Origin of the sequence: Microbacterium paraoxydans (genome assembly GCF_020524545.1) — a bacterium.
In the GTDB taxonomy this organism is placed as follows: Bacteria; Actinomycetota; Actinomycetes; order Actinomycetales; family Microbacteriaceae; genus Microbacterium; species Microbacterium paraoxydans_C.
Genome location: NZ_JAIVLG010000005.1, coordinates 75,501 through 91,411, shown reverse-complemented (window position 1 = coordinate 91,411; position 15,911 = coordinate 75,501). Strand labels below are relative to the sequence as shown.

The following is a 15,911-nucleotide window of genomic DNA, read 5'->3' as shown; positions in this document are numbered from 1 at the left end:
CACTTCGGTTGTCGCGTTCGTGACTTCCGATCGTGCGTCGTCGGCCGTCTCATCCCGCACCCGTCGTGCGCTCAGGCATGAGATATGCAGTCGCGACCACCCATCTCGGTATATCGCGTAATAGATCGCGATGCCTGCCAGTCTCTGTCGTGGGGAGTCCCGCACGAGCCGTGATCACGGCAGTCCTGCGCGGGGCACGATCGACTGGAGGTCGGAATGGTCAACTGGGAGACGAGGTCGGTACGCCGACGGGGATGGGGAGCGGCGTTCGGCGCTTTCGCGGTGGTGATCGGGAGCATCGTCGGAGCGACAGCACCCGCGCACGCTGCGGAATACGACTATCCGGCGGCGATCGATCCGTCGTCCATCGTCGTCACGACAGAGGATGGGAGCGGCACGGTCACGGTGAACGAGCGCCTTCGCATCGACGCATCCTGGTCGGTCCCCGACGGGGCGACGGCCGGGCAGACCTTCGGGTTCACGCTTCCGAGCGAGTTCGCCGGATGGGCGTCCAGCTTCACGATTCCGGCGGAGGATGACCCGACCAGCACAGTCGCCGAGTGCACCGTGTCCAAAGACGACGCGCCCGTGGTGACCTGCACGCTCACGGACTACGTCGACGGTCGCACGAATCTCGCTGGGTCTCTGTGGTTCCTGGTGAGCGCCGCGGAGCAGACAGCGCAGACAGCCGTCGAGTTCGTCGTCGACGGCACGACCACGCCGGTGTCGATACCAGGGAGCGGGATCGTGCGTCCGAGCCCGCCGCCGGCGGCCCCTGCCAAGTGGTCCTGGGAGATGGCAGACGGCCGGATCGGCTGGCAGCTCTCGATCCCCGGTGCTGTCTTCGAGGGCTCCGAATCGATCACGATCGACGACACGCTCGACCCCGCCGGCGACGGCCGTGCGGCGCACCGCAACATCGATGGCTCTCTCCAGGTATGGTCGACGGATCTCGCCGGGGACGACCGCCAGAACGTGTCTGCCTGGCAGGGGGAGTGGGACGCGGCCGGCACGGCCTTCCATCTCGTGATCCCGGGCCCGATCGATGCGACGCGTCAGTATGTGGTGAGGTACTACACCGTCCCGACGCAAGCCGAGCGGGGCGATGTGTTCGGCAACACCGCCGACATCGGCGGGACCGTCGTGCACGACACCCAGGTGTGGACGGCGTCGGGCGGCGGTACGGGCACAGGCGGCGCGACGGGGTCGTTCTCCCTCGCGAAGATCCTCGAGGGCAGCGCGACGGAGGCAGTGCCCGCGGGAACCACGTTCTCCGTGGACTACACCTACGGCGACCCACTCGTGCGCCAGACCCTCGCGGTGACGGTGGGGGAGCCTGCACCGAGCATCCCCCTGCCGAACGGAACCGTCGTCACGCTCGAGGAGATCGACCTCCCCGCGGTGGATGGAGTGACCTGGGGGTCCCCGTCCTTCTCCGGCACGGGGGTTCGCGTGCGCGACGACGGACGCGCCGACGTGACGATCGTCGGCGGAACGGTCGTCAACGTCATACTGACGAATGTCGCTGAACCGCTCTCTCCGCCCGTTCCCGTGACGCCCGAGGAACCGCAGGAGCCCGAAGTGCCGGGCGCGCCGCGTCCGCCGACGGAGCTCCCGCTCACTGAGAGTCTCGCATCGACGGGTGGCGAAGCGCCGAACGCGCTGCTCTGGGCATCAGGCCTGAGCGTCCTGCTCGGTCTGGGGCTGATCGTCGCGGCGTCTGCACAGCGCCGGCGGCGTGAGCGGCCATGATCACCCCGCGAGAGCACCGGGGCTAGGCCGCGTCGCCGACGAGGATGGCCGCGGCGTCCTCCGCGGCGGTGTCCTTCGGATCGTCGTCGATGTGCGCGAGCACGCGGCGACCGAGGAACACCGTCGCGGCGGCGAGCAGCACGGACACCGCGGCGAAGAAGTACGGCACCGTGGCGTTGAACGCGTGCCACAGCAGGGCTGCGAGCGGCGGTGCCATCGCACCTCCGAGGAAGCGCACCGCAGAATAAGCGGAGGATGCAACCGAGCGCGGGAGATCCGTGGCTTCCATCACGGCCTCGGTGAGGACGGTGTTCATCACACCGAGCAGCAGACCTCCGACGACGATGCACGCCACCAGGGCCGGAGCGCTCCCGACGACGAATCCGGCGACGACCAGATCGACCGCGAGCAAGGGGAGGACGGTGAGGATGATGCGGGTTCGTGGCATCCTGCGCATCAGCGCGGGGGCGACCCAGACGCTCGTGATGGCAAGGGCGACTCCCCAGCCGAAGAAGGTGAGGCCGATCCCGAGTGCACCGAAGCCGAGCGGGAAAGGTGAGAAGGCCAACAGCACGAAGAAGCCGATGTTGTAGAACAGCGCGGCGATCGCGAGCGTCGCGAGTGCGGGCCGACGCAGAGCGGTGAAGGGGGCGGAGAACGGGACCGGCGTCCTTTTCTCGCCCGGGCCGCGGAGCAGCACGAGCACGGCGACGAACGCGATCGCCATCAGCACGACGACGCCGAAGAACGGTCCTCTCCAGCTCTGCTCGCCGAGGACACCACCGAGGAGAGGGCCCACGGCGATGCCGAGGCCGAGGGCGGCCTCGTACAGGACGATCGCCGCGCTGCTACCGCCTGAGGCCGCGCCCACGATGGTCGCGAGCGCCGTCGAGATGAACAGCGCGTTTCCGAGCCCCCATCCGGCTCGGAAGCCGATGACCGCATCGACGCTGCCGCTCATCGCGCAGAGGAGAGCGAAGACCACGATCAGCGCGAGGCCGGTCAACAGCGTGGCTTTGGCGCCAATCCGGCTGGAGATCCAGCTCGTGACGAGCATCGCGAGTCCGGTGACGAGGAGGTAGCTGGTGAACAGCAGCTCGGTCTCCACCGGAGAAGCCTGGAGCGAATCGGCGATCGCGGGGAGGATCGGATCAACGAGGCCGATACCCATGAAGGCGACGACGCACGCGAAGGCGACGGCCCAGACCTGAGCGGGTTGCTTCCACACCGATGGCGTCGTGGGGGTGTTCACCGGGATTCTCCTGTTCGTTCTGTGGTGGTGTGCGCGGCGAGGATCTCCGCTGCACGCGTGAGAGTCGACCAGTCCTCGTCGCTCAACGCGGCGAACCGCGGCGCGAGCGTCGCGCGGAACTCCGCACGCCACTCGGCGAGGGCAGCCGCACCTCGCGGTGTGATGTCGACGACGATCGCTCGGGAGTCGTCGGCGTCGGGGGAGCGGAGCACGAGTCCCTCACGTTCCAGGCCGCCGATGAGTCTCGTCATCCCGGGCTGGGTCGTGCGGGCGGCGGCAGCGAGCTCTCCCACTCGCCGCGCGCCCGCCTGCTCCAAGAGGCTCAGCACCCGCCACTGGGCGGCGGGCGCGTCGTTGCCGGCATCTTGGGCGGCGATACGTCCCAGGGCGTACCCCGAGAGCACCAGCGAGGGAATGACGTCCGAACGATTCATACCAGCCAGTATATACCGAGTGATATGTAAATCGATCTAGCGTCGAGACCCGGCGATCCGTGCGGAGAGCTGGTGGGCATGCGCGAGAAGGGTCCTCCCGAGCTCTGGCAGACGATCCGGGCCGAACCGGAACTCCACGCCGGTCAGGCTCAGTGCCCACTCCGGTCGCCCGCTGCGATCGAACACAGCCGCGCCGATTCCCCAGCTGCCCTCGACGATCAGTCCGGGATTCACCGAGTATCCGCGCTCCTTCGTCTCGGTCAGCCGCGTGCGCAGGGCCGTGGGGCCGTGCGCACGCCCCCACCCGCTTTCGAGCTCGGGATGACGACCGAGGTACGCGTCCACATCGTGGTCAGGAAGGAACGCCAGGATCGCGAGTCCTGCGCTCGCCACGCCGAGCGGGAATCGCACCCCTTCGCTCAGCACGAAGGAGCGGATCGGAAACGAGCCCTCTTCGCGCAGCAGGCACACCGTCTCGTCCGCACGCCGTACCGAGAAGAACGCGCTCTCCTCGGTCTTGACGGCCAGCGAGCGCACGATGTCCCGAGCCAGCGCGGTCACGTCGTAGCGAGCGGCCGCTACGGAGCCCATGAGAAACAGCTCGGGCCCGGGCATCCAGAGCGTGCTGTCCTCGTCGCGATCGACCAGTCCCTCGGCCCTCAGCGCGCTCAGGAGGCGGTGGGCGGTCGAGCGGGACAGATCGGCGGCGCGGGCAAGGCCGTGCAAGCTCGCGCCTTCGACGCCGGAGGAGGTCACGAGGCGCAGCAGGCGGGCTGCTCTGGCGATCGCCTGCGCGCCGGGGACGGAACGGCCAACGGATTCCATATGGTGGACGCTACCGTCGGATCTGACCACATCACAAGACCGGACTCCCGCGGGTGCCCGGTGAGAGGGAAGCTGGAGAGAAGCACGCAGTCGAAGGAGCAGACGTGATCGACAAGCAATGGGAGTCGCCGGCCGAGGCCGTCTCCGATATCCCGGACGGTGCCTCGCTGGCCGTCGGCGGCTTCGGGCTGTCCGGCAACCCGATCGCGCTGATCGAGGCACTGCTCGCCCAGGGGACGAAGGACCTCAGCGTCGTGAGCAACAACTGCGGCGTGGACGACTGGGGGCTCGGTGTGCTCCTGTCCGCGCAGCGCATCCGGAAGATGACCTCGTCCTACGTGGGGGAGAACAAGGAGTTCGAGCGTCAGTTCTTGAGCGGCGAGCTCGAACTCGAGCTCACTCCCCAAGGGACACTGGCCGAGAAGCTGCGGGCCGGCGGCTCGGGCATCGCGGCCTTCTACACGCAGACCGGCGTGGGCACTCAGGTCGCTGAAGGCGGTCTGCCCCGTCGATACAACTCTGACGGCTCGATCGCCATCGCCTCTCCCGTCAAGGACATCCGCGCGTTCGATGTGGACGGCGAGCCCAAGGATTTCGTCCTCGAAGAGGCGATCGTCACCGACTTCGCCCTCGTGCACGCTGTGCAGGGGGACCGCCACGGCAACCTCGTCTTCAACAAGGCGGCGCGCAACTTCAACCCCCTCGCCGCCATGGCGGGCCGGGTCTGCATCGCGCAGGTCGAAAGACTCGTGGAGCCGGGCGAGCTCGATCCTGACAGCATCCACCTGCCCGGAGTCTTCGTGCACCGCGTCGTCGAGGTCGGTACCGACATCCCCAAGCGCATCGAACGGCGGACCGTCGCTGTGGAAGGAGCCTGAGATGGCACTCTCGCGAGACCAGATGGCTGCCAGAGCCGCGGCCGAACTCCCGGACGGCGCCTACGTGAACCTCGGTATCGGTCTGCCCACGCTCGTGCCCAACCATGTACCCGCCGGAACCACCGTCGTGCTGCAGTCCGAGAACGGCATCCTCGGCGTCGGGCCCTACCCAGGCGAGGACGCCGTCGACCCCGACCTGATCAACGCCGGCAAGGAGACCGTCACGACGCTGCCAGGGGCCGCGTTCTTCGACTCGGCCACGAGCTTCGGAATGATCCGTGGCGGCAAGATCGATGCCGCTGTCCTCGGCGCCATGCAGGTGTCTGCAGGCGGCGATCTCGCGAACTGGATGATCCCGGGCAAGATGGTCAAGGGGCCGGGTGGCGCCATGGATCTCGTCCACGGGGCGGCGCGGGTGATCGTGCTCATGGAGCACGTCGCGAAGGACGGTTCGGCCAAGATCGTCGACGAGTGCACACTCCCGCTGACCGGCCGAGCGGTGGTCGATCGGATCATCACCGACCTGGCTGTGATCGACGTCACGGGCGACGGGCTCGTGCTCGTCGAGACGGCACCCGGGGTCACCGTCGATGAGGTCGTCGTCGCGACACAGCCCGCGCTCACCATCCACCCGGATCTCCTCGAGGGAAGGACCCCTGCACCATGAACGACACCGAGAACGACATCGTCATCGTCTCCGCGGCCCGCACACCCCAGGGGCGGCTGAAGGGACAACTGGCCCCTTTCACGGCGCCGCAACTGGGATCCTTCGCGATCCGCGGCGCGCTCGCGCAGGCTTCGGTCGATCCGGCGGACATCGGTGCGGTCATCGTGGGGCAGGTTCTGGCCGCCGGCTCCGGGCAGAACGCCGCGCGCCAGGCGGCGATCGGCGCGGGCATCGGCTGGGATGTGCCGGCCCACTCGGTGAACAAGGTGTGTCTGTCCGGATTGACGGCGATCATCGATGCGGCTCGGATGATCGCCGTGGGCGACGCGGACGTGGTCGTGGCAGCGGGCATGGAATCGATGACCCGGGCGCCGCACATGCTCATGGGATCGCGCGAGGGGTGGACGTACGGGAGCGTCGAGGTCCTCGACCACATGGCGTACGACGGACTCACCGACGCCTACGATCGCGAGAGCATGGGCGCGTCCACGGAGCGCCACAACGCCCGTTTCGAACTCACTCGAGAGGCGCAGGATCGGGTCGCCGCGCTGTCGCACCAGCGCGCGGCGGCGGCGCAGGAGGCGGGGATCTTCGATGCGGAGATCGTGACGGTCGAGGTGCCGCAGCGACGCGGAGAGCCGGTGCGCGTCACGAGTGATGAGGGCGTCCGCCCCGACACCACCGTCGAGACGCTTGCCGGCCTGCGCCCCGCCTTCGCCGAGGGCGGCTCGATCACCGCGGGGAACTCGTCCCAGATCTCCGACGGCGCGTCGGCCGTGATCGTCACCACGCGGCGCACGGCTGACGAAAAGGGCTGGCCCGTCCTCGCCCGGGTGGGGGCCAGCGGTCAGACGGCAGGGCCGGACAACTCGCTACAGGCGCAGCCGGCGCGTGCGATCGAGCGTGCGTGCCGGAAGCAGGGCATCACGCCCGCGGACATCGACTTCGTCGAGATCAACGAGGCGTTCGGTGCCGTCGTGGCACGTTCACAGAAGGAGCTCGGACTGGATGACGCAATCGTGAACATCCACGGCGGTGGAATCGCGATCGGCCACCCGATCGGTGCATCCGGCAGCCGTCTCGTGGTTCACGCCGTGCACGAGCTCGCGCGTCGGGGCGGAGGAATCGCAGCGGTCGGGCTCTGCGGCGGAGGTGGCCAGGGCGAGGCGCTCATCCTCACACGCTGACGCCAGCGTGGAGGATGACCGGACTCACCGCCGTGCGTCCTTCGCGTGGTCCTGGGTGTCGGCGAGTGCTTTCTGCGAGCGGAACTGGAGTCGCTGAGCCTTCTTCGCCTTCTTCACGGACTGCGGCGAGTCGGCGTCGACCAGCACACCGCGACGTTCGCGGTTCAGGTCGACGACAGCACCGATCGCCAGGGCCATCGTGATGCCCCAGCTCAGCCAGGACAGGAGGGCGCGCCAGGTGATGGGCTGCTCGCGGGTGCCGCGCAGCAGGGAGACACCCGCGGAGATCGCAGCGACGAGTCCGGTGCTGAAGAGGTAGCGCATCCCCTTACGCTACCGGTCCGCACCCCATGCCGCACCGAGCCTTGACAAGCCCTCCCTGATCCGGGCAGGGGAGTAGGTCGTGAAGGACAGGCGCAATGTCCGAGGATCAGGGGTGCCGGAGTAGAACGACGTGCCGGGGACGAAAGCGACGTCCTGCGCCAGTGCTCTTCCGAGGGCGGCCGTGGCATCTGAGCCTTCCGGCAGACGGACCCAGACGAACATGCCACCGTCCGGCCGATTCCAGGTGCTGCCCTCGGGCAGCGCAGCCGGGAGGGCTTCGAGCATCGCATCGCGACGGGCCGCGTACGCGTCCCGGATCCGGTCGAGGGCGGGCTCGCTGCGGCCGGAGACGAGATAGTGGGCGGCCGCTGCTTGATCGATGGTCGAGGTGTGCAAGTCCGAAGCCTGTTTGGCGATGGTCACGGCTGAGCGGATGTCGGCCGTCGTGCGGATCCACCCGATTCGCAGGCCGGGAGCTATCACTTTGGAGAAGCTGCCCAGGCTGATGACGTGCTCGGGCGCCAGCGCGGACAGCGAGGGGAGGGGTTCGCCCGAGTACCGCAGTTGGCGGTACGGCTCGTCTTCGATGATGCGGAGCCCTCGGCTCCTCGCGATCTCCGCGATCCGCCGACGGGCCTCGAGCTCGTGCGTGCGCCCCGTCGGGTTCTGGAACGTGGGGACGGTGTAGAAGAACTTCGGGCCGTGCGCGGACGCCAGCCGGTCGAGCGCCTCGAGATCCAGGTGATCGCCGTCCGAGGGAATCCCCACCACGCGCGCCCCTGCCAGCGCGAACGTCTGCAGGGCGGCGAGATAGCAGGGCTCCTCCACGAGGATCGTGTCCCCGGGATCGACCAGCGTCGTCGCGATCAGTCCGAGGCCCTGCTGCGAACCCGTCGTGATGATCAGGTCGGAGGCGGCGGTCGGCAGCCCGTCGTCCGAGTAGCGCCGCGCGACCTCCTCCCGCAATCGAGGGTCGCCTTCCGACGTGGAGTACTGCAGCACGCCGGGGGAGTCCAGGACGGCGTCGAACGCGGCGCGGATGCCGTCCACATCGAAGAGCTCCGGTGCGGGGAGACCCCCGGCGAAGGAGATGACCTCCGGCCGTTCGGTCAGCGCGAGCAGATCACGAACCGGAGAGGTCTTGGCCGTCCCGGCCCGCTGTGAGCACGGGGGAAGAGCGACGGTCGCCGCGGCGGCAGAGGCGGTGGTGGGCAACGGAATCCTCCTCGAGAGGGGCGACGTGAGACGGGTGCCGCCCAGGATAGACCCACCCCGCACCGTGGGATTCCCGGGCCCTCTTCGTCGGTATCCGCTATCCTTGAGTCGTCGCGGCTCGCCCGCGGCCGCATAAACCGTGTATCTACCGGCCGCCGGCAATCCGGCGGACAGCGGCGGCACCCGACATCGCGTCATCGACGCGCGAGAGCCATGACACACGCACCCGCATCACAGAAATCCGCCCCGCAGAGCCCCAGCCTCCTCCGCATCGCGGGCCTCCCGTACTTTCTCATCGCGTTCATCGCCCGGCTGCCCTTCGCCATGATGGTCGTCGGCGTGCTGACGGTCGTCGTCTCCGCGCGGGGCTCCCTGTCGCTCGGAGGCCTGACGTCGGCTGCCGTCGGATTGGGCACAGCGTGCTTCGGGCCTCTGCTCGGCGCTGCCGCCGACCGCTTCGGCCAGCGTGCGGTGCTGGTCATCCTCGCCCTGGCGAACGGCGCGATGCTCCTGCTCTTCACGTTCGTGGTCTACGGCACGGCCGCGGACGGCTTCGTGCTCCTCGCTGCCGTTGGCATCGGCGCCACGGCTCCGCAGGTCGCTCCGCTGTCGCGCTCGCGCCTGGTCACGATCATCCGGGACCGGATGCCGGAGGCCCGCCGGGATCGCACGGTGTCCGGCACCATGGCGTACGAGTCGGCCGCCGACGAGACCGTCTTCGTGTTCGGGCCGTTCCTGGTGGGCATCCTGGCATCGGCGATCTCGCCGTGGGCTCCGTTGGTCGGCGCCGCTGCCCTCACCGTCGTGTTCGTCGGTGCGTTCGCCCTCCACCCGAGCGGGCGTCACGTCTCGCAGGACCGTGACGCCGACGGGAGGGCCCCCTCGGCCGTCTCGGAGCTGTTCCGCCCGCGGTTGCTGATCGTCGTCGTCGGCATCCTCGGCGTCGGGATCTTCTTCGGAGCCATGCTCACCTCGCTCACCTCGTTCATGGCGGATCGGGGCGCTCCGGAGCAGGCCGGCCTGCTCTACGGCGTGATGGGCGTCGGCTCCGCCCTCCTCGCCCTGGGCGTGGCCTGGCTGCCGCCCGCGTTCTCGCTGCGCGCGCGCTGGTTGGTCTTCTCCGGAATCCTGTTCGTCGGCACGCTTCTGTTGAGCTTCGTCGATTCGACGGGCGCGATGGTCCTGGCGCTCGCGATCATGGGCATCGGCATCGGCCCGACGCTCGTGACCCAGTACAGCTTCGGAGCGGCTCGCAGTCCGCTCGGTCGCTCGGCGACCGTGATGTCGATGCTGGGCTCCGGTGTCGTCGTGGGCCAGTCCCTCGGCGCTGCCGTCACGGGGGAGATCGCCGAGAACCTCGGCACTTCCGCGGCTCTTCTCCTGCCGATGGTCGCTGCTTTCATCACTTTCGCGGCCGGCGCCGTCAACTGGTCTCTCAGTGGTACGCGTCGTCGACTGTCCGTCACGGCATGACACCGCGCGGCAGAGTTTCTCCAACCTGGGTAGGTTGGACTCAACCCCTGGTGTGAGGAGCCCCCTTGGCAGCTGCAGATTTCGTCGTCGTCGCCAACCGGCTGCCCGTCGATCGGGTGGAGGGGCCAGACGGCGAGGAGGTCTGGCGCACGTCGCCAGGAGGACTCGTGGCCGCTCTCGAGCCGATGATGCGCAACGTGCACGGCGCCTGGGTCGGTTGGGCCGGTCAGGCCGACGTCGAACTGGCCCCTTTCGAAGCCGGGGGCATCGAACTGGTCCCGGTCCCGTTGAGCGCGCAGGAGGTCGCGGAGTACTACGAGGGCTTCGCGAACGACACGATCTGGCCCCTCTACCACGACGTGATCGCGCCCCCGCAGTACCACCGGGAATGGTGGGAGGCCTACGTCACCGTCAACCGTCGATTCGCGCAGGCTGCGGCATCCGCGGTCGCCGAGGGGGGTACGGTCTGGGTGCACGACTACCAGTTGCAGCTCGTCCCGCAGATGGTGCGAGAACTCCGGCCCGACGTGACGATCGGGTACTTCCACCACATTCCCTTCCCTGCCCACGGCCTCTACGCGCAACTGCCCTGGCGAGACCAGGTGCTCCGGGGCCTGCTCGGCGCCGACGTCATCGGATTCCAGCGTGCTCAGGACGCCACGTACTTCCTGACGGCCGTCCGGCGCCGGCTCCGCTACGAGGTGAAGGGGCCCAACGTCTCCGTCCCCGAGGGCGACGGCGTGCGCTCGGCTCTGGCGAAGGCCTTCCCGATCTCGATCGACACGACGCCCTATATCGAACTCGCGGGGCGCGCTGACGTGCGTGCCCGTGCAGCGGAGATCCGCGCCAGCCTCGGCAACCCGAAGCGCATCCTGCTCGGAGTCGACCGTCTCGACTACACCAAGGGCATCCGCCACCGCATCAAGGCCTACGGAGAGCTCCTTGCGGAAGGGCGCCTCAAGGTCGAGGACGTGACCTTCGTCCAAGTCGCGAGCCCGAGCAGGGAGCGCGTGGATGCCTACGTGCACCTGCGAGACGAGATCGAGCTCGCGGTCAGCCGGATCAACGGCGACACCGACACGGTCGGCCACTCCGCCATCCGCTATCTGCATCAGGGGTACCCGCGTGAGGAGATGGTCGCTCTCTACCTCGCCGCCGACGTGATGCTGGTCACCGCCCTGCGCGACGGCATGAACCTCGTCGCCAAGGAGTATGTCGCGACCCGCGTGGACGACCGCGGCGTCCTGGTGCTGAGTGAGTTCACGGGCGCCGCGGACGAGCTCCGACAGGCCGTGCGGGTCAATCCGCATGACATCGAAGGGCTCAAGGACGCGATCATGACGGCGGTGGAGATGTCTCCGGCCGACCAGGGGCGACGCATGAGATCGCTTCGCAGGCGCGTGCTCGACAACGACGTCGACGCCTGGTCCTCCTCTTTCCTGGCCGCGCTCGCTGAGGTGCGCGCGCGCTGATCGTCCGCGCCGGAGATACTTCTTGGTACGCCCCCTCGGATTGGAGAAACTGTGACGCGCCCTTGGACCCCCGGAACCGCCGACGACGACCTCAGCGCGCTGGCGGCGACGCCTCGGCTGGTGGTTGCGCTCGACTTCGACGGCACCGCGTCACCCCTGGTGCCCGACCCCATGGCTGCGCGCGCGCTCCCCGAGGTCGCCGTCCAGGTCGAGCGGCTCGCGGCGCTGCCTGACACGATCGTCGCCTACGTCTCCGGACGCAGCATGCACGACCTTCGTGTGATCACCGAGCACACCGACGACTCCGCGATCGCGTTGGCGGGCTCACACGGTGCCCAGTACTGGTTCCCCGGCGATGACGCCGAGGCCGTCCACGACGTGTCGGACGAGGACGGCACTCGAGAGGAGCTGTGGGCCGCCGCGAGACCGATCATCGCGCGCTACCAAGGGGCGGAGTTCGAGCCGAAGACCTTCGGCATGGGGGTGCACACCCGCCGGGCCGACCGCGAGACGGAGGAGCGGGTCTTCGCCGAGATCGATGCGCTGGTCGCCGAGCGCTTCCCGCATTGGCGTCGCCGCGCGGGACACCGTGTGCTGGAGTTCTCGTCGCGCACCGAAGGCAAGGACGCCGCGATGACCGCCTTGCGGGAGCGCTTCGATGCCACCGGAATCCTGTTCGCGGGTGACGACGTCACCGACGAGGACGCGATGCGCGTGCTGGGGCCGGACGATCTCGGTGTGCGTGTGGGCCCGGGGGAGAGCGCCGCGACCCTGCGTGTGGACACTCCACAAGAGATCGCCGCGCTTCTGGAGGCGTTGGCGGACGAACGCACCGTCGCGCGGCAATAGACTTCCGTCATGTCCTCGCATGATCCTTCCAGCAGCGCGCCCATCGACATCAAGCCCCGCAGCCGCGTCGTCACCGACGGCATCGAGGCGACGACCTCCCGAGGCATGCTTCGTGCCGTCGGCATGGGGGACGCGGACTGGGACAAGCCGCAGATCGGTATCGCCTCCAGCTGGAACGAGATCACGCCCTGCAATCTGAGCCTCGACCGACTCGCGCAGGGAGCGAAGGAAGGCGTGCACTCCGGTGGCGGATATCCGCTGCAGTTCGGCACGATCTCCGTCTCCGACGGCATCTCGATGGGTCACGAGGGCATGCACTTCTCGCTGGTCTCCCGCGAGGTCATCGCCGACTCGGTCGAGACGGTCATGATGGCGGAGCGGCTGGACGGCTCGGTCCTGCTCGCGGGCTGCGACAAGTCGATTCCGGGCATGCTCATGGCCAGCGCGCGCCTCGACCTGTCCAGCGTGTTCCTCTACGCCGGTTCGATCGCTCCGGGATGGGTGAAGCTCTCCGACGGCACCGAGAAGGACGTCACGATCATCGACTCGTTCGAAGCGGTCGGTGCGTGCCGCGCCGGTCTCATGAGCGAGGAGGACCTGAAGCGCATCGAATGCGCCATCGCTCCCGGTGAAGGCGCGTGCGGTGGGATGTACACCGCGAACACGATGGCGTCGGTCGCCGAGGCGCTCGGCCTCAGCCTTCCCGGCTCGGCAGCGCCGCCCGCTGCGGATCGCCGTCGCGACTACTTCGCGCACCGCTCGGGTGAGGCCGTCGTGAACCTGCTCCGCCAGGGCATCACGACCCGAGACATCCTGACCAAAGAGTCGTTCGAGAACGCGATCGCGCTCGCGATGGCGCTCGGCGGCTCCACCAACGTCGTGCTCCACCTGCTCGCGATCGCCCGCGAGGCCGACGTCGAGCTGAGCCTGCACGACTTCAACCGCATCGGGGACAAGGTCCCGCACGTCGCCGACATGAAGCCCTTCGGCAAGTACGTCATGAACGACGTCGATCGTCACGGGGGCATTCCGGTGATCATGAAGGCGATGCTCGATGAGGGACTGCTGCACGGCGACGCTCTCACCGTCACGGGCAAGACAGTGGCCGAGAACCTCGCGGACCTCGACCCGCTGCCGATCGACGGCGAGGTCATCCACACGTTCGACAACCCGATCCACGCGACCGGCGGCCTCACGATCCTGCACGGCTCGCTGGCACCGGAGGGCGCTGTCGTGAAGACCGCGGGCTTCGACGCCGCGGTGTTCGAGGGGCCCGCCCGCGTGTTCGAGCGCGAGCGCGCCGCGATGGACGCAGTCGCCGACGGTGAGATCGAGCCCGGCTCCGTCATCGTCATCCGCTACGAAGGCCCCAAGGGGGGACCGGGTATGCGCGAGATGCTCGCCATCACCGCTGCCATCAAGGGCGCTGGGCTCGGAAAAGATGTACTACTCTTGACGGACGGACGATTCTCAGGCGGCACAACCGGCCTGTGCATCGGCCACATAGCACCCGAAGCGGTGGACGCAGGTCCGATCGCCTTCGTGCGCGATGGTGATCTGATACGGGTCGATATCGCAGCTCGCACTCTCGATCTACTCGTCGATGACGCAGAGCTCGCCTCCCGCCGTTCCGGCTGGGAGCCGCTTCCCCCGCGCTACACCCGAGGCGTTCTTGCCAAGTATTCGCGCCTCGTGCGGTCCGCCGCCGAGGGAGCGACCACCGGCTGACCCGGACGCTCCGGCATCCGGCGTCCTCCAGAGATCATCAGAAGGAAACTCATGACTGCTGATTCCGCCCCGGCCGTGCCGAGGCCGCCCGCTCGTCCGTCCTCGGCGCCGGAGATCACCGGCGCCGAGGCCGTGGTCCGCTCGCTCGAACTGCTCGGTGTCACCGACGTGTTCGGGCTTCCGGGAGGAGCGATCCTGCCGGTGTACGACCCCCTGATGGACGCGTCCGAGCTCCGTCACATCCTGGTGCGGCACGAGCAGGGAGCCGGCCACGCCGCCGAGGGGTACGCGTCCGCATCCGGGAAGGTGGGCGTGTGCATCGCGACGTCCGGTCCCGGAGCGACCAACCTCGTGACGGCGATCGCCGACGCCTACATGGACTCGGTACCGCTGGTGGCCATCACCGGTCAGGTGTTCTCGACGCTGATGGGAACCGACGCCTTCCAGGAGGCGGACATCGTCGGTATCACGATGCCCATCACGAAGCACTCGTTCCTGGTGAAGGACGCCGCGGAGATCCCTGGCGCGATCGCTGCGGCCTACGAGATCGCGGGAACCGGGCGCCCCGGGCCCGTCCTCGTCGACATCACGAAGGATGCGCAGCAGGCCACAGCACCGTTCGTGTGGCCGCCGAAGATCGACCTCCCCGGCTACCGTCCGGTGACGAAGGCCCACGGCAAGCAGATCCAAGCAGCGGCGAGCCTTCTCGCTGAGGCCAAGAAGCCTGTCCTCTATGTCGGCGGCGGAGTGATCCGTGGCCGGGCGGCCGCGGAGCTGCGCGAGCTCGCGGAATCCACGGGCGCTCCGGTCGTCACCACACTGATGGCGCGGGGGGCGTTCCCCGACTCGCACCCGCAGCACCTCGGAATGCCGGGCATGCACGGCACGGTTCCCGCTGTGCTGGCGCTGCAGGAAGCCGACCTCCTGGTGTCGCTCGGCGCTCGGTTCGACGACCGCGTGACGGGCAAGGCCGCGCTGTTCGCCCCCAACGCCAAGGTCGTGCACGTCGACATCGACCCGGCGGAGATCTCCAAGATCCGAACCGCCGACGTGCCGATCGTCGGCGATGTGCGCGATGTGCTCACCGATCTCGACACGGCGTTCCGGGGAGCGACCGCCGGCGTGAAGCCCGACATCGCGGAGTGGTGGTCGTACCTCGACGGCCTGCGCACCGAGTTCCCCCTCGGCTACGCTCCGACGACCGACGGACTCCTCGCTCCGCAGCACGTCATCCAGCGGATCGGTGAGCTCACCGGCCCCGAGGGCGTCTACGCGTCCGGCGTCGGACAGCACCAGATGTGGGCTGCGCAGTTCATCAAGTACGAGCGTCCGAACGCGTGGCTGAACTCCGGTGGCGCCGGGACCATGGGGTACTCGGTGCCCGCGGCGATGGGCGCGAAGGTCGCCGAACCCGACCGGGCGGTCTGGGCGATCGACGGCGACGGCTGCTTCCAGATGACCAATCAGGAGCTCGCGACCTGCGCGATCAACAACATCCCGATCAAGGTCGCGATCATCAACAACTCCTCGCTGGGAATGGTCCGCCAGTGGCAGACGCTGTTCTACGACGGTCGCCACTCCAATACCGATCTCAACACCGGGCACGGCACGATCCGCATTCCCGACTTCGTGAAGCTCGCCGAAGCCTACGGCTGCCTCGCGATCCGGGTGGAGAAGGAGGACGAGGTGGATGCCGCCATCCAGCTCGCCCTCGACACGAATGACCGCCCCGTGGTGATCGACTTCGTCGTGAGCGCGGATTCGATGGTGTGGCCGATGGTCCCCCAGGGAGTCAGCAACAGCTATGTCCAGTACGCCCGCGAGCACGCGCCCGCATTCGACGAGGAGGACTGAG

Annotated in this window: 14 protein-coding genes; 9 read left to right on the top strand and 5 right to left on the bottom strand. The window is 68.5% G+C overall.

The genetic code is table 11. The features are described 5' to 3' along the window. Positions 1 to 216 precede the first annotated feature (216 nt). A complete protein-coding gene (locus LC041_RS12365) occupies positions 217 to 1,752 on the top strand; it encodes an Ig-like domain-containing protein (protein WP_226533397.1) in 1,536 nt (511 codons plus the stop codon). Positions 1,753 to 1,774: 22 nt separating this feature from the next. Here LC041_RS12365 and LC041_RS12360 read toward each other — a convergent pair whose 3' ends face one another. Genes LC041_RS12360 through LC041_RS12350 form a run of 3 tightly spaced genes read right to left on the bottom strand, consistent with a single transcriptional unit; the run spans position 1,775 to position 4,263 of the window. Next, positions 1,775 to 3,004 (bottom strand): MFS transporter, encoded by a 1,230-nt coding sequence (locus LC041_RS12360; protein WP_226533396.1) that lies wholly within the window; start codon positions 3,002 to 3,004, stop codon positions 1,775 to 1,777. Next, on the bottom strand, positions 3,001 to 3,438 hold the full coding sequence (locus LC041_RS12355; RefSeq protein WP_226533395.1) for a MarR family winged helix-turn-helix transcriptional regulator: 438 nt from the start codon (positions 3,436 to 3,438) through the stop codon (positions 3,001 to 3,003). Before LC041_RS12355 ends, LC041_RS12360 begins: the two co-directional genes overlap by 4 nt. Before the next feature lie 36 nt (positions 3,439 to 3,474). Beyond that, complete coding sequence (locus LC041_RS12350; RefSeq protein ID WP_226533394.1) at positions 3,475 to 4,263, bottom strand: IclR family transcriptional regulator; 789 nt, start codon at positions 4,261 to 4,263, stop codon at positions 3,475 to 3,477. Between the two features lie 104 nt (positions 4,264 to 4,367). Here LC041_RS12350 and LC041_RS12345 point away from each other — a divergent pair, with 104 nt between their 5' ends. The 3 genes from LC041_RS12345 to LC041_RS12335 are packed head-to-tail and all read left to right on the top strand — an operon-like array spanning position 4,368 to position 6,995. After that, positions 4,368 to 5,141, top strand: coding sequence for a CoA transferase subunit A (locus LC041_RS12345; RefSeq protein ID WP_226533393.1), 774 nt, complete (start codon positions 4,368 to 4,370; stop codon positions 5,139 to 5,141). Between the two features lies 1 nt (position 5,142). Next, positions 5,143 to 5,808: a 3-oxoacid CoA-transferase subunit B gene (locus LC041_RS12340; RefSeq protein ID WP_226533392.1), complete on the top strand. Its 666-nt coding sequence runs from the start codon at positions 5,143 to 5,145 to the stop codon at positions 5,806 to 5,808. Next, positions 5,805 to 6,995: an acetyl-CoA C-acetyltransferase gene (locus LC041_RS12335; RefSeq protein ID WP_226533391.1), complete on the top strand. Its 1,191-nt coding sequence runs from the start codon at positions 5,805 to 5,807 to the stop codon at positions 6,993 to 6,995. Before LC041_RS12340 ends, LC041_RS12335 begins: the two co-directional genes overlap by 4 nt. Before the next feature lie 24 nt (positions 6,996 to 7,019). On the opposite strand, the gene LC041_RS12330 is transcribed toward LC041_RS12335, so the two are convergent. Both LC041_RS12330 and LC041_RS12325 read right to left on the bottom strand, forming a co-directional pair. Then, the gene (locus LC041_RS12330; protein ID WP_226533390.1) at positions 7,020 to 7,319 is read right to left on the bottom strand and encodes a hypothetical protein; all 300 of its coding nucleotides are present in this window, start codon (positions 7,317 to 7,319) and stop codon (positions 7,020 to 7,022) included. A 9-nt stretch (positions 7,320 to 7,328) separates the two neighbouring features. After that, positions 7,329 to 8,534 (bottom strand): aminotransferase-like domain-containing protein, encoded by a 1,206-nt coding sequence (locus LC041_RS12325; protein ID WP_226533389.1) that lies wholly within the window; start codon positions 8,532 to 8,534, stop codon positions 7,329 to 7,331. A gap of 213 nt (positions 8,535 to 8,747) precedes the next feature. Between LC041_RS12325 and LC041_RS12320 the strand changes: the two genes are divergently transcribed. The 5 genes from LC041_RS12320 to LC041_RS12300 all read left to right on the top strand — a co-directional run bounded on the left by LC041_RS12320 (position 8,748) and on the right by LC041_RS12300 (position 15,910). Further along, entirely contained in the window at positions 8,748 to 10,007 is a 1,260-nt protein-coding gene (locus tag LC041_RS12320) for an MFS transporter (protein ID WP_226533388.1), read from the top strand. 65 nt (positions 10,008 to 10,072) lie between these two features. Next, positions 10,073 to 11,479, top strand: coding sequence for an alpha,alpha-trehalose-phosphate synthase (UDP-forming) (locus LC041_RS12315; RefSeq protein WP_226533387.1), 1,407 nt, complete (start codon positions 10,073 to 10,075; stop codon positions 11,477 to 11,479). 51 nt (positions 11,480 to 11,530) lie between these two features. Further along, a complete protein-coding gene (gene otsB / locus LC041_RS12310) occupies positions 11,531 to 12,328 on the top strand; it encodes a trehalose-phosphatase (protein WP_226533386.1) in 798 nt (265 codons plus the stop codon). A gap of 9 nt (positions 12,329 to 12,337) precedes the next feature. Next, positions 12,338 to 14,056: a dihydroxy-acid dehydratase gene (ilvD, locus tag LC041_RS12305; RefSeq protein ID WP_226533385.1), complete on the top strand. Its 1,719-nt coding sequence runs from the start codon at positions 12,338 to 12,340 to the stop codon at positions 14,054 to 14,056. A gap of 51 nt (positions 14,057 to 14,107) precedes the next feature. Next, positions 14,108 to 15,910 (top strand): acetolactate synthase large subunit, encoded by a 1,803-nt coding sequence (locus tag LC041_RS12300; protein WP_226533384.1) that lies wholly within the window; start codon positions 14,108 to 14,110, stop codon positions 15,908 to 15,910. Position 15,911 lies beyond the last annotated feature (1 nt).